This window comes from Arthrobacter sp. 05T47 (assembly GCF_056395825.1).
In genome coordinates, this window is the sequence record NZ_JBFTKG010000003.1 from 256,945 (window position 1) to 276,920 (window position 19,976).

Annotated in this window: 16 protein-coding genes; 4 read left to right on the forward strand and 12 right to left on the reverse strand. The window is 68.2% G+C overall.

Annotation, left to right across the window (positions count from 1 at the left end; translation table 11 throughout):
* The first annotated feature begins 154 nt into the window (after nucleotides 1-154).
* Together AC1DEY_RS04990 and AC1DEY_RS04995 are read left to right on the forward strand one after the other, a co-directional pair.
* Entirely contained in the window at nucleotides 155-1,594 is a 1,440-nt protein-coding gene (locus AC1DEY_RS04990; protein ID WP_476867010.1) for a glycosyltransferase family 2 protein, read from the forward strand.
* Entirely contained in the window at nucleotides 1,591-1,815 is a 225-nt protein-coding gene (locus AC1DEY_RS04995; protein WP_476867011.1) for a hypothetical protein, read from the forward strand. The genes AC1DEY_RS04990 and AC1DEY_RS04995 overlap by 4 nt, the downstream gene beginning before the upstream one ends.
* A 174-nt stretch (nucleotides 1,816-1,989) precedes the next feature.
* Here the strand turns inward: AC1DEY_RS04995 and AC1DEY_RS05000 are convergent, their stop codons facing one another.
* The 3 genes from AC1DEY_RS05000 to AC1DEY_RS05010 form a co-directional block, all read right to left on the reverse strand.
* Nucleotides 1,990-2,370: a nuclear transport factor 2 family protein gene (locus tag AC1DEY_RS05000; RefSeq protein WP_476867012.1), complete on the reverse strand. Its 381-nt coding sequence runs from the start codon at nucleotides 2,368-2,370 to the stop codon at nucleotides 1,990-1,992.
* 93 nt (nucleotides 2,371-2,463) lie between these two features.
* Nucleotides 2,464-3,057, reverse strand: a complete 594-nt coding sequence (locus AC1DEY_RS05005) for a MarR family winged helix-turn-helix transcriptional regulator (protein ID WP_476867013.1) — start codon at nucleotides 3,055-3,057, stop codon at nucleotides 2,464-2,466.
* Between the two features lie 2 nt (nucleotides 3,058-3,059).
* Nucleotides 3,060-4,808: an AMP-binding protein gene (locus tag AC1DEY_RS05010; protein WP_476867014.1), complete on the reverse strand. Its 1,749-nt coding sequence runs from the start codon at nucleotides 4,806-4,808 to the stop codon at nucleotides 3,060-3,062.
* Between the two features lie 317 nt (nucleotides 4,809-5,125).
* Between AC1DEY_RS05010 and AC1DEY_RS05015 the strand changes: the two genes are divergently transcribed.
* Nucleotides 5,126-6,259, forward strand: coding sequence for an acyl-CoA dehydrogenase family protein (locus AC1DEY_RS05015; RefSeq protein ID WP_476867083.1), 1,134 nt, complete (start codon nucleotides 5,126-5,128; stop codon nucleotides 6,257-6,259).
* On the opposite strand, the gene AC1DEY_RS05020 is transcribed toward AC1DEY_RS05015, so the two are convergent.
* From AC1DEY_RS05020 to AC1DEY_RS05050, 7 genes are all read right to left on the reverse strand, one after another.
* Nucleotides 6,256-8,082 (reverse strand): sensor domain-containing diguanylate cyclase, encoded by a 1,827-nt coding sequence (locus tag AC1DEY_RS05020; protein WP_476867015.1) that lies wholly within the window; start codon nucleotides 8,080-8,082, stop codon nucleotides 6,256-6,258. The genes AC1DEY_RS05015 and AC1DEY_RS05020 overlap by 4 nt on opposite strands.
* Before the next feature lie 65 nt (nucleotides 8,083-8,147).
* On the reverse strand, nucleotides 8,148-8,822 hold the full coding sequence (locus AC1DEY_RS05025) for a response regulator (protein WP_441408117.1): 675 nt from the start codon (nucleotides 8,820-8,822) through the stop codon (nucleotides 8,148-8,150).
* Entirely contained in the window at nucleotides 8,819-11,566 is a 2,748-nt protein-coding gene (locus AC1DEY_RS05030) for a DUF4118 domain-containing protein (RefSeq protein WP_476867016.1), read from the reverse strand. Before AC1DEY_RS05030 ends, AC1DEY_RS05025 begins: the two co-directional genes overlap by 4 nt.
* A 12-nt stretch (nucleotides 11,567-11,578) precedes the next feature.
* Nucleotides 11,579-12,199, reverse strand: a complete 621-nt coding sequence (kdpC, locus tag AC1DEY_RS05035) for a K(+)-transporting ATPase subunit C (protein WP_476867017.1) — start codon at nucleotides 12,197-12,199, stop codon at nucleotides 11,579-11,581.
* Nucleotides 12,200-12,208: 9 nt separating this feature from the next.
* Nucleotides 12,209-14,329 carry a potassium-transporting ATPase subunit KdpB gene (gene kdpB, locus AC1DEY_RS05040; protein WP_476867018.1) on the reverse strand — a complete coding sequence of 707 codons (2,121 nt, stop codon included), beginning with the start codon at nucleotides 14,327-14,329 and terminating at the stop codon, nucleotides 12,209-12,211.
* The gene (gene kdpA, locus AC1DEY_RS05045; protein WP_476867019.1) at nucleotides 14,326-15,993 is read right to left on the reverse strand and encodes a potassium-transporting ATPase subunit KdpA; all 1,668 of its coding nucleotides are present in this window, start codon (nucleotides 15,991-15,993) and stop codon (nucleotides 14,326-14,328) included. Before kdpA ends, kdpB begins: the two co-directional genes overlap by 4 nt.
* A gap of 7 nt (nucleotides 15,994-16,000) precedes the next feature.
* Nucleotides 16,001-16,099 (reverse strand): potassium-transporting ATPase subunit F, encoded by a 99-nt coding sequence (locus tag AC1DEY_RS05050; protein ID WP_441408112.1) that lies wholly within the window; start codon nucleotides 16,097-16,099, stop codon nucleotides 16,001-16,003.
* A gap of 419 nt (nucleotides 16,100-16,518) precedes the next feature.
* Between AC1DEY_RS05050 and AC1DEY_RS05055 the strand changes: the two genes are divergently transcribed.
* Nucleotides 16,519-18,495 (forward strand): APC family permease, encoded by a 1,977-nt coding sequence (locus AC1DEY_RS05055; protein ID WP_476867020.1) that lies wholly within the window; start codon nucleotides 16,519-16,521, stop codon nucleotides 18,493-18,495.
* A gap of 152 nt (nucleotides 18,496-18,647) precedes the next feature.
* Here AC1DEY_RS05055 and AC1DEY_RS05060 read toward each other — a convergent pair whose 3' ends face one another.
* Entirely contained in the window at nucleotides 18,648-18,851 is a 204-nt protein-coding gene (locus AC1DEY_RS05060; RefSeq protein WP_009357211.1) for a cold-shock protein, read from the reverse strand.
* Nucleotides 18,852-18,998: 147 nt separating this feature from the next.
* A complete protein-coding gene (locus AC1DEY_RS05065; protein ID WP_476867021.1) occupies nucleotides 18,999-19,952 on the reverse strand; it encodes an alpha/beta fold hydrolase in 954 nt (317 codons plus the stop codon).
* Nucleotides 19,953-19,976 lie beyond the last annotated feature (24 nt).

The window sequence follows — 19,976 nt, forward strand, 5'->3', positions numbered from 1 at the left end:
ACGGCACTGTCCGGCTCCGAACCACGATACTCCCGTCGGATTCAGGGCAACATAGGCTCCCGCCGCAGTGTGGTCCTGGCGGCAGTCGCAAGGTTGTGACGGATGATTTCCCTGTGACAGATGATGCTCATGATTCCCTGCTAGCATCCGGTCGATGGGCAGAGGACAACTTCACCGGACAGTAGGACTGGTCATCGCAGTGATCGCCGGCACGGCCGCGGCGCTCCTGTGGGCCGCCGTCGCCGCGGGCGGCCACGCCCAAGTGGAGGGCCCGCCGCACGACGTCGTCCTCGGTGTGTGGAACCTGCTCTACAGCACGAACGCTCCTGAGGCCCGGATCCTTGGCGCGGCGGTTGCGCTGGCTGTGCTCCTGGCCGCCGGCGTCGCGCTGCTGGAGCGCCGGATCAGCACCCGGTCACGGAGGTCGGCGAATGTGCGGATCGCCCCGCTGGCCCCAAAGATCGTGATGGAGGCCACGCGCGGACTCTATGCGGGGCCGGTCACCGTCACGGTGCTAATCCCGGCCCACAACGAGGAAGTCTCGCTGCCTTCCACGATCGCCTCGCTGCGGGCGCAGTCCCACAGCCCCGAGCGGATCATCGTCGTGGCGGACAATTGCACCGACAGCACCGTGCAGATTGCCCGCGACGCCGGCGTCGAGCTCTATGAATCGGTCGGCAACACGAAGAAGAAGGCAGGCGCGCTCAACCAGGTGCTCACCCGGATTCTCCCCTCCCTCGGGGCCAATGACGTGGTGATGGTCATGGACGCCGACACCGCGCTCGACGACGGCTTCCTCGACGCCGCCGTGAGGCGCTTCGTGGATGACCGGGCCCTGATGGCGGTGGGCGGCCTGTTCTACGGCGAGGAGGGCCATGGTGTCCTCGGCCAGTTCCAGCGCAACGAATACCTCCGCTATGGCAGGGAGATCAAGCGCCGGCGGGGGAGGGTGTTCGTGCTGACCGGTACCGCGTCGCTCTTCCGGCCGGTGGCCCTGCGCACCATCGCGGAGCAGCGCGGCGAGTCGATTCCCGGGACGAAGGGCGACGTTTACGACACAGCGGCGCTGACCGAGGACAACGAGCTGACCATCGCGCTCAAGTCCCTCGGCGCCCTGATGATCTCCCCGACGGCGTGCACCGTGGTTACCGAACTCATGCCCACTTGGTCCACGCTGTGGTCCCAGCGGCTGCGGTGGCAGCGGGGGGCGCTGGAGAACATCGGCGCCTACGGCGTCACGGCCCAGACCACGCGCTATTGGGTGCAGCAGCTGGGAATCGGCTACGGCGTGATCGCCCTCAGCGCCTACCTGCTGCTGATCTTCCTCATGGTCTTCTCCCTGGACGTGTGGGTCTGGTTCCCGTTCTGGCTGGGCCTTGGCGGGGTGTTCATGATCGAACGCGTTGCCACGGTCTGGAAGGGCGGCTGGCGGGCCCGGATCCTGGCCCTGACCCTCTTCCCCGAACTTTTCTTCGACATGTTCCTGAACATGGTCTACGTCAAGGGCATCATCGACATTTCGCTGGGCCGGACCGCGAACTGGAAACACGTCACCCACACCCCTGCCGCCGACACTGTCAAGGAGTCAGCATGAGCCTCACCGGCGTGCCCGTCCCCACGGGCCTTCTCTTCCCGCAGACCCTCCTGAACACGGAGTGGTTCGCCATCCTGGCGACCTTCGTCGCGATCAATACCGTCATGTACGCGGCCCTGGCCGCGGCGAAGGTGCTGCCGAAGATCTACCGCCCCAGTTGGCTGCGCTCCCGGCATGAGCGCGGCGAAACCCGCAGCATCCACCCCGACGCCCCGCGCTGACACACCGGCAACCCGGTGGTCCCAGCCGGGCGGCTGCCGCAGTACGGGCCATTCGTTGGCCTCGACGAGGGCCAGCACGGGACGTTGTCCGGCCGGCCTGATACCTGCATGCGGCCTTGACGTTCCGCGGTGCCATGGCGGCCAGACTCTGGGCACCGGACACGGATTTTCTGTCTAGGTTTTTTCAACCCATTGGGCACGCCACTCTGGTGGGTCGAATGCCTCGCTCCAGTAGGCCGTCTCCTTGGCTATTTTGCCCTCGCGAAATTCAAAGATGAACACCGTTTCGTACTGTGGGCCGCCGTAGTCCAACAACGCCTCGGCGACTACCAGCTCCCCGCCGCTGGTCAGCCGGCGCGGGGTGATGGTTGGCAGCTGTGGGAAGGCATTGTAGATTCCCCTCCGGTTCTCGGCGCCGCGCACGAGTTCTCCGGATTGTGGCCAGTGCATGACCGCGTCGTCATGAAACAACTCGTCCATGACCGCAACCTGACGGTCATTGATACAACTGATCAGCCGGTTGACTACCTTCTCGTTTGCATTCGTTTCATCCACAGTCTTGACCTGATTTCTGGGGGAGCATCAGTTTCTGCATTGGGCTCGTGTCATGGAGGGGCGGATGTGGCCCCTGTATGAATCCTGTCGTCTTCATGGTCGGAGGATCAGCCGATGGCGGCCAGTGCCCAAAGTCCCCCCGTCCCCGGACCTGCCGTGTCCAGGGGGCACTTCGGCGCCGATGCCGTAGCTCCAGCCAGAGTCGAGGGCGCTCGAGCCCGTCGAGCTGGCCGGGCTCGAGCGCTCCTGGTCGCCGAAGCCGGACTGGCCGAAGACCTCGGAGTTGAGCACCGCCGTCGCCCGCTTGGCCAGGGCGCGCCCGTCCGGCGTGAGCTCGATCAGGGTGGTCCGGCCGTCCGTGGGATGCGGCGAGCGGACCACCAGCCCGGCGTCCTGGAGCCGGTCCACGGCATTGGTGACCGAGGTGGGGTGGACCTGGAGCAGTGCGCTCGCCTTGTTCATGGGCAGTGCCCCGCTGCGGGCGAAGCTGAGCAATGCCAGCAGCTCGTACCGGGCAAAGGTCAGCCCAAAGGGCTTGAGGACGGCCTCGATCCGGCCCAGCAGTATCTGCTGGGTCCGCATGATGGCAGTGATGGCGGCCATCGGGGCAGCGACGTCGGACCAGCCGTGGCGCTCCCAGTTCAGCCGGGCGTCGGCGATCGGATCCCGCGGGAGAGGTGTTCCCATGCTCAACCCTGAGCCTTGAGCCCGGGGAAATCGGAGTCGGAGTACTCGACGCCGAAGCCCTCGGGAACGGGTCCGCCGCCGTGCCGCAGTTCCTCGCTGTGCCGCAGCTCCACGCGCCGGATCTTGCCGGAGATCGTCTTGGGAAGCTCGGCAAACTCCAGCCGTCGGATGCGCTTGAACGGTGCCAGGTGCTCCCGGCAGTACCGCAGGATGTCCTCGGCCAGCTCCGGGCCGGGCTGGTGCCCGGCCGCCAGGACCACAAACGCCTTCGGCACTGACAGCTTCAGCGGGTCGGGGGAGGGGACGACGGCGGCCTCCGCCACCGCCGGGTGTTCAATCAGCACGCTCTCCAGCTCGAAGGGGGAGAGGCGGTAGTCGGAGGACTTGAAGACGTCGTCGCCGCGGCCCACATACGTGATGATGCCGCGCTCGTCCCGGCTCGCCATGTCCCCCGTGTGGTAATAGCCGTCGCGGAAAGCCTCCGCCGTCTTGTCCGGGTCGCCGTAGTACGCCTTCATGAGCCCCACGGGGCGGGGGTCCAGGCGCAGGCAGAGCTCGCCGTCGTCGGCCTCCTCGCCGGTGGCGGGATCCACGAGCACCACGTCATAGCCGGGCAGCGGCTTGCCCATGGCGCCGATCTTGATCGGCTGGCCCGGGGTGTTGGCGATCTGCACGGTTGATTCGGTCTGGCCGAAGCCGTCGCGGATGGTCTGGCCCCAGGCGCGGTGGACCTGGTCGATCACCTCGGCGTTGAGCGGTTCGCCGGCGGACACCACCTTGGTGGGCGGGTTCTTTAGCAGGGTGAGATCGGCCTGGATGAGCATCCGCCAGACCGTGGGCGGGGCGCAGAAGCTGGTCACGGATTCGCGGTCCATCTGTTCCATGAGCGCCCGTGCGTCGAAGCGTTCGTAGTTGTAGATGAACACGCAGGCCTCGGCGATCCAGGGCGTGAACACGTTGGACCAGGCGTGCTTGGCCCAGCCCGGCGATGCCACGTTCAGGTGCACGTCGCCCGGTTCCATCCCGATCCAGAACATGGTGGAGAGGTGCCCCACCGGGTAGGAGGTGTGCGTGTGTTCCACGAGTTTGGCCTTGGACGTGGTGCCGGAGGTGAAGTAGAGCAGGAGGGTCTCATCGGCCAGGGTGGGGGCGTCCGGGGTGAAGTCCACGCCGGCGGCGGCAGCGGCCGCATACTGCAGCGAGTCCGGGGCCCCTGCGGGATTCCCGGCCGGATTGGCCGCGCCCGTGCCGATTTCAATCAGCCTGTAGTCACCCGCGACGTCGGCGAACTTGGCGATGTTGGCACTTCCGACGGCGGCCCAGGCCGCGCTGCCGCGCTCCACCCGGTCCTGGAGGTCGGCGGGGCCCATCAGGGTGGTGGTGGGGATCATGACGATGCCCAGCTTGATGCCGGCCAGCATGAGTTCCCAGAGCTCCACCTGGTTGCCGAGCATGATGATCATCCGGTCCCCGCGCCGCACGCCCTGGCCGCGCAGCCAGTTGGCCACCTGGGAGGAGCGCCGGGAAAGGTCCGCGAAGCTGCGCCGGGTGGCGGATCCGTCCTGTTCGACGATCACCAGCGCCGGCTTGTCCGCCTTGGCCGGGTCTGCCGCGAGCTGGTCGAACCAGTCCAGCGCAAAGTTGAATTCCTCGAAGCGCGGCCACTGGAACTCGCTGCGGGCGGCCTCGTAATCCCCACGGAGGGCCAGCAGCCGGTCCCGCGCGGCCCGGAATTCTTCAGTCACGGTCATGGTGCACCTTTCGAAGTCCTCTGGCGCAGCCCTTCCGGAAAATCCGGCGCCGGCGCCGTTGCCTGGGATCCCGCCGGCCCGGCGGGCGCCTGCCTAGTGATCCCCGTCACTGTGCAATATACTAGGACATCCAAGGGTTTGGAAGAGCGGCGCTGCTCTGCGGACAGCGCATGAGGAAGGGATACGTGCCCGTGCAGCCACAAGGACGTGCCGGCGGAGCGCCAGTGCTAACGGAATCAAACACAGCCGTAGCAGACACCGCATCAGCTGCAACACCGGCGGACCCGGCGCCGCCGCCGTTTCCGGACGCCGACCTCATGTACATCGTGGACCTGCTGCCGCCGGAGGAACAGCTCCGCTACCAGGAGGTCCGGGAGTTCCTGCAGTCCCGGGTCCGGGCCGCGTCGATCGACTACTGGAACCGCGAGGAATTTCCCTTCGGCCTGCTCGCGGAACTCGGCAAATACGGCCTGGGCGGGCTGCAGACCGACGGCACGTCCAAGCTCTTCAAGGGGCTCATGTACGTCGAGGTGGCCCGCGCCGACGTATCCCTCTCGGCGCTCGTGGGCATCCACAACGAGCTGATCGTCGGCATGATCGATGAGCTGGGCTCGGAGGAGCAGAAGGCACGCTGGCTCCCGGGCCTCACCGCGTTCACCCAGCTCGGAGCCTTCGCGTTGACTGAGCCGGACCACGGCTCGGACATCGCAGGCGGCCTGGAAACCACCGCCCGGCTGGAGGACGGCGAATGGGTCATCAACGGTGCCAAGCGGTGGATCGGCGCCGGCACCATCGCGGACTTTGCCCTCGTGTGGGCCCGGGACGTCGCCGACCAGCACATCAAGGGCTTCATCGTCGAGACCGACCGTCCCGGCTACACAGCAACGAAGATCGCCAATAAGATCGGCCTGCGCATCATGCAGAACGCCGACATTGTCCTCGACGAGGTCCGCATCCCGGCGGCCAACCTGCTGCCCGGCGCCACCGACTTCTCCAAGGCCAACGAGCTCCTGCGCGACTCGCGGGCCTGGGTGGGCTGGCAGGGCGCCGGCATCCAGCTGGCCGCGTTCGACGTCGCGCGCGCCTATTCGCTGCGGCGCCGCCAGTTCGGCAAGGAACTGGCACGCTTCCAGCTCATCCAGCAGCAGCTCGCCGAGATCCTGGGCAACGCGACCGCGTCCCTGGCCCTGATGGCCCAGCTGGCGAGAATCCAGGAGGACGGCAAGCTCGAGATGGTCCAGGCCGCCATGGCCAAATCCACCACCACGCGGCTGGCGCGCGCCTCGGTGGCGATGGGCCGGTCCCTCATGGGCGGCAACGGCATCAGCAGCGACTACGAGATGGGCAAGCTCTTCGGCGACGCCGAAATCCTCTACACCTACGAGGGCAGCTACGAAATCAATTCACTGATCGTGGCCCGGGCCGTGACGGGAAAGTCCGCCTTCGTCTAGGCTCCCCGCGTGGTCTGGGCTTCCCGCGCGTCAGCGGCGCCGGGCGCCTGTTCCCGGGCGGCGGCGGTGGGGTGGCCGTACCGGGACGTGCGGTTGCGGCCACCGTTTTTGGCCTCGTACAGGGCCCGGTCCGCACAGTCCAGGAGGGAGCCGGCCTCGGCGTCGCGCTGCTCGCAGACCCCGGCCGAGATCGTCAGGTAACCGACCTCGCCGAACGGCTCGGACGCGATGGCCTTCCGGGCACGTTCGGCGGCGAGCAGGGCCTCGGCGCCGTCGGTCCCCGGGAGCAGCCACACGAACTCCTCGCCGCCAAACCGGGCCACGATCTCCTTCGTGCGGGCGACCGTCCGGAGCCGCGCGGCGACCTCCGCCAGGACGACGTCGCCCATCAGGTGGCCGTAAGTGTCGTTGATCCGCTTGAAGTGGTCGATATCCAGGACGATCGCGCTCAGGTAAGTCCCGCGGCTACCGGCCAGCGCAATCTGTTCGGCGAGGTGCCGTTCCAGGGACCGCCGGTTGGGCAGGCCGCTCAGGGCATCGGTCGTGGCCTGCTGCTCCAGGTCCGTCCGGGCCTCCGTGTTGCCGATGGCGATTTCGACGAGCTCCGCGAACTGGGCCAACCGCTCCATCATGGCTTCCGTGACCCCGGTGCGCGACTTCGAGGTCAGGGTCACCGCGCCCCACAGGCCGCCGCGGACGCGGATCGGCGCCGCCGCGGCGGACTGGAAGCCGCCGGCGCGCATCTGCTCCGCTGCCGGTCCGCCCTCCGCCCCGTAAACGACGAGGGCCGGTTTGCCGGTCACGGCCACCCGGACGGTGGCGGATTCGTCTGTCGGGGCGAAGATCTGCCGCCGGCTCAGCGTCGGCGGGAGCGTCGGGGCCATCGCAACGATTTCCGCCGAGGACGCGCCGGTGAAACGAACGACGGCGGCCGAATCGACGTTGAACAGCTCCCGGACGATCGCGGCGACCCGCTCCGAGATGGCCTCGGGGGCTGCGTTGCGGGCGACTTCGGTCGCCAATTCGTGCAGGGCCTGCCACACCTGCTGTTGCTGCAGGCGCTCGGTGACGTCGACCGCCACCACCATGCCGGCCGCGGCGCCGTCGTCGTCGGAATAGACCGGGCCGGCCTTCAGCCGGTATGTGCGGTGGCCGATCTGCCGGCTCCAGGAGACCTCGCGGCCGGCCAGGGCCGCACGGTAGCGGGGCTCGAGCTCGCTGGCGAGGTCGCCCTTGAGCACGTCCTGGATGCGCTGGCCTTCGAGCTCTTCCCTGCGGTAGCCGAAGGTCTCCAGCTCCTGGCCCTCGGCGATCAGGTAGCGCAGCTCGGCGTCGAAGAGGAGTACGAAGACGCCGGGAACGCTGCGCGCCAGCGCCCGGTACCGGTCCATGTCCCGTTGCCGGCGCCGGTCGGCCAGCACCCGTTCGGTGATGTCGGTGATCACGACGAAGTAGCCCTGTACCGCGCCATCGCGGGCATCGGGGGTGTACGTGACCTGGGTGTGGCGCGACTCGCCTTCAGAATCCACGAGGGTCCGCTCAAACTGCTGCGCCTCTCCGGCGAGCACCCGCTCGATGAGCGGCCGGGTCGTTTCGAAGGCCACATCCCCGATCACGTCCCGGACATGCAAGCCATTGAGCTGCTGGGGTTCGAACCCGAACCACTCGCAGTAGGCGTCGTTGGCCAGGCGGTTGCGCAGTTCGTTGTCCCAGTAGCCCACGAGGGCCGGTATCCCGTTGAGGACGGCCCGCAGCTGCGCCGGGATCTCAGGCAGTGGCGACGGATCGGCATCGTCCCTGCTGAGCGGGCTGCAATTAGTCATTGCCCCAGTATCCATTGCCGGTCACGGCATCGGAAAACCAACAGGCGAAGCTGCCGGAAAAACTGTCAGGGCATGAACCGGTAGCCGATTCCGGCCTCGGTGAGCAGGTGGCGGGGGTTGGCCGTGTCCGGTTCCAGCTTGCGCCTCAGCTGGGCCATGTAGACCCGCAGGTAGTTCGTCTCCTTCGCGTACGCCGGCCCCCAGACCTCGGAGAGCAACCGCTGCTGCGTGATCAGCTTTTCCGGATTCCGGACCAGCACGTCCAACATTTTCCACTCCGTGGGGGTCAGCCGGACGTCGTGTCCGTCCCGGACCACCCGGCGCTTTCCCAGATCCACCGTGAAGTTCTCCGTGCTGACCACGGCCTCGTGTTCCGGTTCCGTGGTGCGGCGCAGCAGCGCGCGGAGCCGGGCCAGGAGTTCATCCAGGCCAAAGGGTTTGGTGATGTAGTCGTCCGCGCCGGCGTCGAGGGCCTGGACTTTGTCCTCGGAGCCGTGGCGGGCGGACAGCACCAGGACGGGAACGCTGCTGAATGCGCGCAGCTCCCGGATCACCGCCGTGCCGTCCAGATCCGGCAAGCCCAGGTCCAGGATCACCACCGACGGCGGCTCCTGCCTGGCCTTGAGCAGCGCGGACCGGCCGTCCGCCGCCGCGGAAACGTCGTAGCCGTGGCCCTGCAGAGTGATGCGCAGTGCCCGCAACAGATGCGGATCGTCGTCGACCACCAGGACGGCGGTCATGGCGCGTCCCGCCCGGCCGCCGACGGCGACGGTGCCGGGGACGATGCTGGGGACGGCGGCATCGGGCGTCCATGGTGGCGGCCGGTCAGTGCCGATTGCGGTTCCAGCGGGGCCTGGCCCGTTTGGGCGTCGAAGGGTTCGCCGCTGGAGAGCGGGAGCGTGATGACCATGGTCAGGCCGCCGCCCGGCGTCGGCTCAGCCGTCAGGCGTCCGCCCATCGCCTCGGTGAAACCCTTCGCCACCGCAAGGCCGAGCCCGACGCCGGCGGCCTGGGCGGCGTCGTCGAGGCGCTGGAACGGGCGGAACATGTCCAGCACCCGCTCCGCCGGGACGCCGCGGCCGTGGTCGATGATGCGCAGCTCGCCGGCCGGGCGCCCGGCGAGCGTCGCCTGGCTCAGCCCGCCGGCGGTTCCCGCCACCACGATGTCGGAGTCGGGTGCGTACTTGACTGCGTTTTCGACAATGTTCGCGACGACCCGCTCCAGCATGCCCTGGTCGGCGTCGATCTCGGGCATGTTGGCGGGAAGCTCCACGCGCACCCGGCCCGGCGGGACGCCGTGCAGGGCGCCCGGGATGACTTCGTACCAGCGGAGGGGACGCAGCTGGGGGCTGGCCGAGTCCGAGGTGATGCGGGACATGTCCAGCAGGTTGCCGACCAACAGGTCGAGCCGGTCGGAGCATTCCTCGATCGTGGCCAGCAGCTCCTGCTCCTCCTGTGGGGAATAGCGGGCCCCGGGCTGCCGGAGGCCGCCGACGGCGAGCTTGATCCCGGCCAGCGGGGTCCGGAGATCGTGGGAGACCGCGCGGAGGATGGAGGTGCGCATGGTGTTGCTCTCGGCCAGGCGCATCATTTCGCGCCGGCTGGCCACGAGCTGCTGGCGCTCCAGCTGTGCGGCCACGTGCACGCCGAACGCGGCGAGGAGCCGCCGGTCGCTGGCCGGCAGGATCCGGCCGTAGAGGACCAGCCGGGTGGTGGAGTCGATGTCCTCGATGTTCTCGCCGTCGGGACCTTGACCATCTTGACCTTGACCATCTTGACCTTGACCATCTTGGCGTTGGCCGTCCGGGCGGTGGCCGTCGGCCGGGACCTCGCCGGCGGAGGCCAGGAGCCGCCAGTCTCCCTCGCCGTCGGCCGCCTGGCCGAACAGGGCCGTCCCGCGGACCTGGAAGACTGTCCTGGCCTGCTCGAGCAACGCCTGGACAGTATCGTCCGAGCCGGCCGCCCCACGGGTGAGGTCACTGAGGGTGGTGGCCTCGGCCCTGGCCCGGGCGGCCTCCTTCGAACGGCGGGCGGACAGGTCCACCACCACGGCCACGGCCGCCGACACCCCGAGGAAGACGAACAGCGCCAGGAAGTTCTGCGCGTCGCTGATGGTCAGGTTGCCCAGCGGGGGAGTGGAGAAGTAGTTCACCAGCAGGCTGCTCCACAGAGCGGCCAGGACTGCAGGCCACAGGCCGCCCACCAGGGCGACGGCCACGGAGCCGCTGAGCTGGACCAGCATGGCGGTGGCCAGGCTGTGGTCCGGATTCACGATGGAGAGCAGCAGTTGCAGGACCGCAGGCACGAGCACGGCCAGGATGAAACCCACGGCAACCCTGGCCCTGCCCAGATCGCGGGGGCGCGGCACGCCCGTGCCCTGGCCGCCGAGCGGATGCGAGACCATGTGGACATCGATGTCCCCGGAGCCGCGCACCACCCGGGTGCCAACACCGCCGCCCAGGAGGCCGCCCAGCAGGCTGCCCAGCAGGCTGACGATGTTTTTGTGCCGGGAGATGCCGACCACGATTTGGGTGGCGTTGACGCTGCGGGCGAAGTCCAGCAGGGCGGTGGCCGGGTCCTCTCCGGCCACGACGTGGTAGCTGCCGCCCAGGTCCTGGACCAGCCGCCGTTGCCGTTCCAGCGCCTGCGGCGACTCCGAGGCGACACCATCGGCGGCGCGCACATGCACTGCCAGGAGGTCCCCGCCGCTGACGCGGGTCAGGATGCGCGCCCCGCGCCGGATGAGCGCCTCGCCCTCAGGTCCGCCGGTCAGGCCCACGACGATGCGCTCGCGGGCGGGCCAGCTGTCCTGGATCCCGTGCTCGGCCCGGTACTTCGCCAGGCCCTCGTCCACCCGGTCGGCCAGCCACAGCAAGGCGAGCTCGCGCAGCGCGCTGAGGTTGCCGAGCCGGAAGTAGTTGGAGAGGGCCGCGTCGATCTTGTCCGCGGCGTAGATTTTTCCGTCGCTGAGCCGTTGGCGCAACAGCTCGGGCGGGATATCGACCAGATCGATCTGGTCGGCGCGCCGCACGACCTCGTCCGGGACCGTCTCTGCCTGCCGGACATCTGTGATGGCGCTGACGACGTCGCCGAGGGACGCCAGATGCTGGATATTGACAGTGGAGAGGACATTGATCCCGGCGGTGAGGAGTTCGTCCACGTCCTGCCAGCGCTTCTGGTTGCGGCTGCCCGGGACGTTCGAGTGGGCGTATTCGTCCACCACCGCGGTTTCGGGGGCGCGGGCCAGGACTGCGTCCACGTCCATTTCCTCGAAGTCCGCGCCCCGGTAGCTCAGCGCCCGGGGCGCAATGACCTCCAGGCCCGCCATGAGGGCCCTCGTGTCGGCACGGCCGTGGTCCAGCGCGAAGGCGACGGCAACGTCGTCGCCCCGCTCACCGAGTCTGTGGGCTTCCTCCAGCATCTCGTAGGTTTTGCCCACTCCGGGCGCGGCCCCCAGGAAGATCCGCAGCGTTCCACGTGCCATGTCGTCATTCTGTCACTTGGAGGCGGACACGGGCGACGCGGCGGCAACTGCCAGGTTCAGCGCGGTCACGTTCACGGCGGGCTGCCCCAGGAATGCCGCGGGGCCGGTACTGGTTTGCCGCGCCACGAGCTCTGCCACGGCCTCGGTGCTGAGGCCGTGTGCGGCGGCCACACGTGGGACCTGGAGGCGGGCGTAGGCCGGGGAGATGTCCGGGTCCAGTCCGGAACCGCTGGCGGTGACGGCGTCGGCCGGGACCTCTGCTTCGGGGACAGATTCTGCCTGTGCGACGGCTGCGCGGTTGGCCGCGATCGCCTCCGCCAGTTTGGAGTCGTTGGGGCCAAGGTTGCTGGCCGAGGACGACGCAGGGTCCCACTTTACGGCGGAGGGCCGGGCATGGAACCAGCGCGGGTCCTGGGCGCCGGCGTCGTCGGCCGGCGCCTGGGCGATCAGGGAGGACGCGGCGGGGTGTCCGGCCGGGTCCTTGATGATGGAGCCGTTGGCCTGCGCCGGAGCGATCAGCTGGCCCGCGCCGAAGACGGCCAGGGGATAGCAGAGGCCAAGGACCACGGTGGCGAGCGCGAGGAACCGCAGCGCAGTCCCGGCCTGCCGGAGATAGCCGGTGAGTGTATTCATGGGGAGTTCCTAGCCGATTCCGGGGATGAGGGCGATGACGAGGTCAATGATCTTGATGCCGATGAACGGCGCCACAAGGCCGCCCAGGCCGTAGATCAGCAGGTTCCGGCCGAGGGCTTTGTTGGCCGAAACCGGGCGGTATTTCACGCCGCGGAGCGCCAGGGGCACCAGCGCGATGATGATGAGGGCGTTGAAGACCACGGCGGAGAGGATCGCCGAGGACGGCGAGGCCAGGCCCATGATGTTCAGCAGCCCCAGCCCGGGGAATACCCCCGTGAACAGGGCCGGGACAATGGCGAAGTACTTCGCGACGTCGTTCGCCACCGAAAAAGTGGTGAGGGCACCGCGGGTGATGAGCAGCTGCTTGCCGATCCCGACGACGTCGATCAGTTTGGTCGGATCGGAGTCGAGGTCCACCATGTTGGCTGCTTCCTTGGCCGCGGGGGTGCCGGAGTTCATCGCGACGCCGACGTCCGCCGCCGCGAGGGCGGGGGCATCGTTGGTGCCGTCACCGGTCATTGCGACCAGGCGGCCCTGGGACTGTTCCCGTTTGATGACCGCGAGCTTGTCTTCCGGCGTCGCCTCGGCCAGGAAATCGTCCACCCCGGCCTCGGCGGCGATTGTGGCGGCCGTAATGGCGTTGTCTCCGGTAATCATGACGGTCCGGATCCCCATCTTCCGCAGCTCGGCGAAACGTGCGTGCATGCCTGGCTTGACGACGTCGGCCAGGTGGATCGCGCCAAGGACTTCCGCGCCGTCGGAGCCGGCCCGGGCCACAAGCAGCGGGGTGCCGCCCTGTGCGGCGATGGCGTCGACGTGCCGGAGCATGTCGGCCGGCGTGGATCCGCCGCGGTCTGCCACGAAGGCCGACACCGCCGACGCAGCGCCCTTGCGGATCTGCCGGGCATCGGTGTCCAGCCCGCTCATGCGGGTGCTCGCGCTGAACTCGACCACTTCGAAGACTCCCGCGCGCGCCTGCAGCTGCGCGAGGCTGGGTCCGGCCAGCCCGCGGCTGGCGGCGAGGTCGGTGATCGACCGGCCCTCCGGTGTTTCATCGGCCAGGCTGGACAGCCACGCCGCCTCGGCAAGGGCAGCGGGTTCCGTGCCGTCCGCCGGGAGGAAGTCAACGGCCCGGCGGTTGCCGAAGGTGATGGTCCCGGTCTTGTCGAGCAGGAGGGTGGTGATGTCGCCGGCAGTTTCCACCGCCCTGCCTGAGGTTGCCAGCACGTTGTGCTGCACCAGGCGGTCCATGCCGGCGATGCCGATGGCCGGGACCAGGGCCCCGATGGTGGTCGGGATCAGGCAGACGAGAAGAGCGACCAGCACGATCGGCGACGGCGTGGCCCCGGCGAGGGACGCGAATGGCGCGAGCGACATGGTCACGGCCAGGAAGACGATGGTGAGAGAGACCAGCAACACGTGCAGGGCGATCTCATTCGGGGTCTTCTGGCGTACCGCGCCTTCCACGAGCTTGATCATCCGGTCCACGAATGTCTCGCCGGGGGCGGCGGTGATCCGGATGAGGATCCGGTCCGAGAGGACCCTGGTTCCGCCGGTCACGGACGACCTGTCGCCGCCGGATTCGCGGATCACGGGCGCGGATTCGCCCGTGATCGTGGATTCGTCCACACTGGCGACGCCGTCGATGATTTCACCGTCGGAGGGGATGACGTCGCCCGCCTCGCAGACCACCACGTCACCGACGCGCAGCTCCGTGCCCGGGACATCCTTGAAGGACCTGTCGGCCTGCCGGAGCCGCGCCATGACGCCTTCCCGGCTGGCGCGCAGGCTGTCGGCCTGTGCCTTGCCGCGGCCTTCGGCGATGGCCTCGGACAGCGTGCCGAACAGCACCGTGAGCCACAGCCAGACAGTGACGGCGACGCTGAAAACGGAGGGACGGAACACGCAGATGATGGTGCAGAGCAGCGCCCCGGCTTCGACGACGAACATGACCGGGGAGTGGACCATCTGCCGCGGGGCAAGCTTCTTCAGGGCCAGCGGCAGGGCCGTGGCCACGCTGGCAGCGGTCAGTTTCGCGGGGGCCTTGGTGTGGTGCTTGTGCTCGCCCGGGGTGCCGAGCAGGTTGCCGTCAACCAACGTGGCGGCGGTTTTCGAAGGGGTCGGGGTCATTGGAGGAGTCCTTCTGCGAGGGGGCCAAGTGCCAGCGCCGGGAAGTAGCTCAGTGCTGTCAGGATGACGGTGACGCCGAGCAACAGGGCCGCGAACAGCGGTCCGTGGGTTGGCACGGTGCCGGAGGAAACGGGGACTTTGCCCTGCCGGGCCAGCGAGCCGGCAAGGGCCAGGACCAGCGCGATCGGCAGGAAGCGGCCCAGCAGCATGGCCACGCCCAGCAGGGATGAAAGGTATGGGCCGGAGCTGGTGATCCCGCCGAACGCGGAGCCGTTGTTGTTGGCCCCCGATGTGAAGGCGTACAGCACTTCGCTGAACTGATGCGGTCCGGAGGCCGGGGCATTGGCCATGACGTCAGGCAGCAGCACCGTGACTCCGGCGAGGGCGAGCACCAGCACCGGGGTGACCAGGATGTACATGGCGGCAAGCGTCATTTCCGTGGGCCCGATCTTCTTGCCCAGGTATTCGGGGGTGCGCCCCACCATCAGGCCCGCGATGAACACCGAAATGATCGCGAGGACCAGGATGCCGTACAGCCCCGAGCCGGTCCCGCCGGGGGCAACTTCGCCAAGCATCATGTTCACCATGGCCATACCGCCGGCCAGCGGGGGCAACGAATCGTGGGCGACGTTGACGGCGCCGGTGGAGGTCAGGGTGGTCGACGCTGCGAAGATCGCGCTCGGAGCGCCGCCGAAACGCTGTTCGAAGCCTTCGCCCAGCCCGCCCGCGGCAGCGGTGGCGGCACCCTGTGCGCCGGCGACCGCCCAGCCGGTCATCGTCGTCGACATGAGCCACAGCGTGCCCATGACGGCGACCACCGTGAAGCCCTGGCGGCGGTCGCCGACCATGCGGCCGAAGGTGTACGGCAGCGCCGACGGGATGAGCAGGAGCAGGAACACCTGGAACAGGCTGATGACGGCGTTGGGGTTTTCAAAGGGGTGGGCGGAGTTGGCGTTGAAGTAGCCGCCGCCGTTGGTTCCCAGGATCTTGATGGCTTCCTGGGAGGCCACGGGGCCGCCGGGAATGAGCTGGGAGACACCGGTGGCCTGGTTGGTGACCTCGGTTGGCCAGAAGTTCTGGACCACGCCGCCGAGGACCATCAGGATGGCCGCCACGAATGCCAGGGGCAGCAGGACCCGGAAAGTGGTCCGGGCGAGGTCCACCCAGAAGTTCCCCAGCCGGTCGGTGCGGGTCCTGGCGATGCCGCGGATCAGGGCGACCGCGACGACCATGCCGACGGCGGCGGAGAGGAAGTTCTGCACGGCCAGCAGCGCCATCTGCACGAAAATGCCGACGGTCGTTTCGGGGACGTACGCCTGCCAGTTGGTGTTGGTGACAAAGGAGATGGCGGTGTTCATGGCCACCCACGGGTCGACGCCGGGCAGGGCCCCGGCCCCGGGCAGGACGGCCTGGGCGCGCTGGAGCCCGAAGACGGCCAGGATCGACACAGCCGAAAAGACCAGGACGCTGCGCAGGTACACGGACCACGTCTGTTCGGTGCCTGCGTCGACACCGGACAGGCGGTAAAGGATCCGCTCCGCCCGGGTGGACGTGGTGGATTCATAGACGCGGGCAAGGTAGAGGCCCAGCGGTTTGTGGACGGCGGCGAGGGCAAGGACCAGGGCCCCGAGCTGGAGGAGGAAGGAGGCGGTGTTGAACGTCATGCCCGGCTCACCACTTCCCGGGTTGGATCAGGGCTGCCACCAGATAGCCGAGCAGGCCCAGCCCGGCGAGCAGCAGTGCCAGCCACATGAGTGCGTCGGCGTTCACTGCCTTCCCTCCCGACGTTCGCCGGTCCCGCCGACCATTCGGGGGAGCAGTTGCCCTATCCACATCACGAACCCCATGGAAGCCATGAAGATCCCGATCACAGCCATGTCGGCCATTGCGCGTTCCTTTCCTCGGTACCCCGCTGCGGGGGACAGCACCAGTCAAACCCCGCCAAAGGCGCGAAGCGCCGGTTTTAACGCTTCTTTGATGGTTATGGCCCGGATCTTGACGCGGCCTTAGCGCTGCCCCGCCGCGGGCTGGGGCATACCCGAACCCCGGCCCGGACGGGCCCCGCGCAGCCGCGTTAAGCAGCCGCGTTAAGGAAGCATCAGGATTGCCCGCCGGAGGGCTGCAGAGGTTGCGGGCGCTGGTACTGTCCCGGATGGAAGCGGTGCTGTGCGCCGCGTGGAAAGGACATCATGACCACCCTCAGCCGGCCCCCGGCAGACCCGTCGGCGCCGAGGCCCGGCGCAGGAGAGCACTTCAGGAACTGGCTGCTGTTCGGCCTCCAGGATGCCAAGGGAGTCCATCAGGGCCCCGGGGCCGTGAGTGACAGCCACCTGAAAAAGCACACGTGGTGGCAGGTCATGTGCCTCACCGGCGTGGACTACTTCTCCACCCTCGGCTACCAGCCCGCCATCGCCGCGCTCGCGGCCGGCGTGATCTCCCCGCTGGCCACCCTGGTGCTGGTTGCCGTGACCCTGCTGGGCGCGCTGCCGGTGTACCGCCGGGTGGCCGGGGAAAGTCCGCGCGGCGAAGGCTCCATCGCCATGCTGGAGCGGCTGTTGCCGCGCTGGGGCGGGAAACTGCTGGTCCTGGTGCTCCTCGGGTTCGCCGCCACGGACTTCATGATCACCATGACGCTTTCCGCCGCCGACGCGACGGCGCACGCGATTGAGAACCCGTTCGCCCCCGCCTGGATGCAGGGCCAGAACGTCGCGGTGACGTTGTTCCTGCTGGCGCTGCTGGCAGCGGTGTTCCTGCGCGGCTTCAAGGAAGCGATCGGCGTCGCGGTCGTCCTAGTCGGCATCTACCTGGGCCTGAATGTCGTTGTCGTGATCACGACCCTCTTCGAAACGTTCACCCATCCCGTTGCCGTGGATGACTGGTGGGTGGCCTTGACCACCCAACACGGCAGCCCGCTGATGGTCGTGGGGATCGCGCTGCTGGTGTTCCCGAAACTGGCCCTGGGCCTCTCGGGGTTCGAGACCGGCGTCGCCGTCATGCCGCAAATCCGCGGCCGCGCCACGGACACCGAGGAGAACCCCGCGGGCCGGATCCAGGGCGCCCGCCGCCTGCTGACCACGGCCGCCGTCATCATGAGCGCATTCCTTGTCACCACGAGCTTCACCACGGTGGTGCTCATCCCGGCGCAGGACTTCCAGCCCGGCGGCCCGGCGAACGGGCGTGCCCTGGCATACCTCGCCCACGAATACCTCGGCAACGGCTTCGGCACCGTCTATGACCTGAGCACCATTGCGATCCTGTGGTTCGCCGGCGCTTCCGCCATGGCCGGGCTCCTGAACCTCGTGCCGCGCTACCTGCCCAGGTACGGCATGGCCCCTTCATGGGCCCGCGCCGTGCGGCCGCTGGTCCTGGTCTTCACACTCGTGGGGTTCATGATCACCTGGCTGTTCGACGCCGACGTCGACGCCCAGGGCGGCGCCTATGCCACCGGCGTCCTGGTCCTGATGACCTCGGCGGCGGTCGCGGTGACCTTGTCCGCGCGGAGCCGGCGGCAGCGCAAGCGCAGCATCGGGTTCGGCGTCATCGCCGTCGTGTTCATCTACACCACGGTGGCCAACATCTTCGAGCGGCCCGAAGGCATCCGGATCGCGGCGTTCTTCATCCTCGGGATCATCGTGATCTCGCTGCTTTCGCGCCTCCGGCGCTCCTTCGAGCTCCACGCCACGCACGTGCGGATGGATACGCCGGCCCTGGAATTCCTGGCCGCGAACGAGACCGGACCCATCGCGATCATCGCCCACGAGCCGCTGCGGCTCACCGCCGAGGCGTACCGGGACAAGCTCACTTCCGCCATCGAGGTCAGCCATCTCCCGGTGGATTTCCAGGCGCTGTTCCTCGAAGTCGTGGTGGATGATTCCTCGGACTTCGAGACCGCACTCGAGGTCCGCGGGGTGGTCCGGCACGGGTATCAGGTCCTGGAGGTCCACGGGCCCGTGGTGCCGAACACGATCGCCTCCGTGCTGCTGCACATCCGCGACGTCACCGGCCTGATGCCGCACATCTACTTCCGCTGGACCGAGGGAAACCCGTTCACCAACCTCCTGCGGTTCCTGGCCTTCGGCGAGGGCGAGATCGCCCCGGTGACCCGGGAAGTCCTGCGCGAGGCCGAACCGGACGTCACACGCCGCCCCTGGGTCCACGTCGGCTGACCCTGCCGGGAACGCGCAGGCCATGGAACACCAGCGCCCGGGAACACCAGCGCCCGGGAACACAAACGCCCCTCCGGAGGAGTCCTCCGGAGGGGCGTTGTGGTCTTCGGGGAAAGTGTCCCGGCCGGGCGGCCGGGGCAAATCCTGAGTACTTAGAGCGGGCGGATGTTCTCAGCCTGCGGGCCCTTCGGGCCCTGCGTGACGTCGAATTCAACCTTCTGGTTCTCGTCCAGCGAGCGGTAGCCGCTGGTGGCGATTGCCGAGTAGTGGGCGAAAACGTCGGCCGACCCGTCATCCGGGGCAATGAAGCCAAAACCCTTTTCGGCGTTGAACCATTTAACTGTGCCTGTAGCCATGCCTTTATCCTTCTGAAATGCTGCTGATCTCCGGCGGCCATGAGGCCAACGGCTGCGGAGACATTCGTCCGCTGTCCCCAACGTACGGTGCGACGGGCCGCGGTGCAAGGGTCTAATGCGGGTCTTCGTCTCGGTAGTTTGCATTCGTCATGCCGAAGCCGAGGCTTCGAACAGCGCAATCAGGTCCCGGCTGATCTGGTATGGCGACGTCTCGCTGGGGCTGTGGCCGCCGCGGTAGACCGCTATCCGTGCCCCGATCGACTGCGCGAAGTGGCGGTGCAGTGGCAGGGGCCAGAGGTCATGTTCGCCGACGGCGACGAACTTCGGCACCGTCGCCGCGGCCAGGACCCGGCGCAGATCCGGGGTGTGCTTCATGAGGCCGATGATGTCCACCACCGAGGAGCGGCGCGTGAACGCGAACCGGCTTCTCACAAACCGCAGCCGCTGGGGCGCCACCCTGGCCACGTTGCTCCGGATGCCCCAAATCATCAGGGCGGTGCCGACCCTGCTGTTGACCAAGCCGCTGAACCAGCCGATGAACCGTAGCCCGCGGAAACACTGCCCGGGCTCCGGCGGGCAACTGATCAGGGTCAGGCTCAGGAACTTCTCCGGCCGTTGCCTGAAGGCCAGTTGGGCGACGGTTGCGGCGAAGGAGTAGCCCACGACGTGCGCCGAGCCTTCCGCGGCGTCCAGCATGGCCAGGAGGTCGTCGCGGAAGAGCTCGTAGTCGTAGCGGCACCGCGGTGGAACGAGGTTTTCGGGCCCGGCCCGGGCGGATTCATACTGTCCGGCAATGTCGCAGCTGAGCGCAAAATATCCGGCCGCGGCGAGTTCGGGCAGCATCAGGACGAAGTCTTCCTTGGAACCGGTGGCGCCCGGGATGAGCACGACGCGCGGATTCCCGGGATCTCCGGTGGCAATGGTCGCCAGGGTGCCGCTGGGCGCCTCGAACTCCCCCCGCACCACGCCGTCGGGGAGGAGGGACCAGTCGAAGTCGGGCAATGCGGCGTCCCGGCGGGCGGCGCCATCCACCAGCCCCGAACCGAAACGCTCTGGCTCTGGGTGGGGCGTGCCGTGTGGGTTGCTGCCAGCAGACACCATGAACTTAACATAGCCCCTTCGTCG

Excerpts from the sequence above, each read along its gene's own strand:
- AC1DEY_RS04990 (WP_476867010.1), top strand. The coding sequence starts at position 155 with ATGGGCAGAGGACAACTTCACCGGACAGTAGGACTGGTCATCGCAGTG.
- AC1DEY_RS04995 (WP_476867011.1), top strand. The coding sequence starts at position 1,591 with ATGAGCCTCACCGGCGTGCCCGTCCCCACGGGCCTTCTCTTCCCGCAG.
- AC1DEY_RS05005 (WP_476867013.1), bottom strand. The coding sequence starts at position 3,057 with ATGGGAACACCTCTCCCGCGGGATCCGATCGCCGACGCCCGGCTGAAC.
- AC1DEY_RS05010 (WP_476867014.1), bottom strand. The coding sequence starts at position 4,808 with ATGACCGTGACTGAAGAATTCCGGGCCGCGCGGGACCGGCTGCTGGCC.
- AC1DEY_RS05015 (WP_476867083.1), top strand. The coding sequence starts at position 5,126 with ATGTACATCGTGGACCTGCTGCCGCCGGAGGAACAGCTCCGCTACCAG.
- AC1DEY_RS05020 (WP_476867015.1), bottom strand. The coding sequence starts at position 8,082 with ATGACTAATTGCAGCCCGCTCAGCAGGGACGATGCCGATCCGTCGCCA.
- AC1DEY_RS05025 (WP_441408117.1), bottom strand. The coding sequence starts at position 8,822 with ATGACCGCCGTCCTGGTGGTCGACGACGATCCGCATCTGTTGCGGGCA.
- AC1DEY_RS05030 (WP_476867016.1), bottom strand. The coding sequence starts at position 11,566 with ATGGCACGTGGAACGCTGCGGATCTTCCTGGGGGCCGCGCCCGGAGTG.
- kdpC (WP_476867017.1), bottom strand. The coding sequence starts at position 12,199 with ATGAATACACTCACCGGCTATCTCCGGCAGGCCGGGACTGCGCTGCGG.
- kdpB (WP_476867018.1), bottom strand. The coding sequence starts at position 14,329 with ATGACCCCGACCCCTTCGAAAACCGCCGCCACGTTGGTTGACGGCAAC.
- kdpA (WP_476867019.1), bottom strand. The coding sequence starts at position 15,993 with ATGACGTTCAACACCGCCTCCTTCCTCCTCCAGCTCGGGGCCCTGGTC.
- AC1DEY_RS05055 (WP_476867020.1), top strand. The coding sequence starts at position 16,519 with ATGACCACCCTCAGCCGGCCCCCGGCAGACCCGTCGGCGCCGAGGCCC.
- AC1DEY_RS05060 (WP_009357211.1), bottom strand. The coding sequence starts at position 18,851 with ATGGCTACAGGCACAGTTAAATGGTTCAACGCCGAAAAGGGTTTTGGC.
- AC1DEY_RS05065 (WP_476867021.1), bottom strand. The coding sequence starts at position 19,952 with ATGGTGTCTGCTGGCAGCAACCCACACGGCACGCCCCACCCAGAGCCA.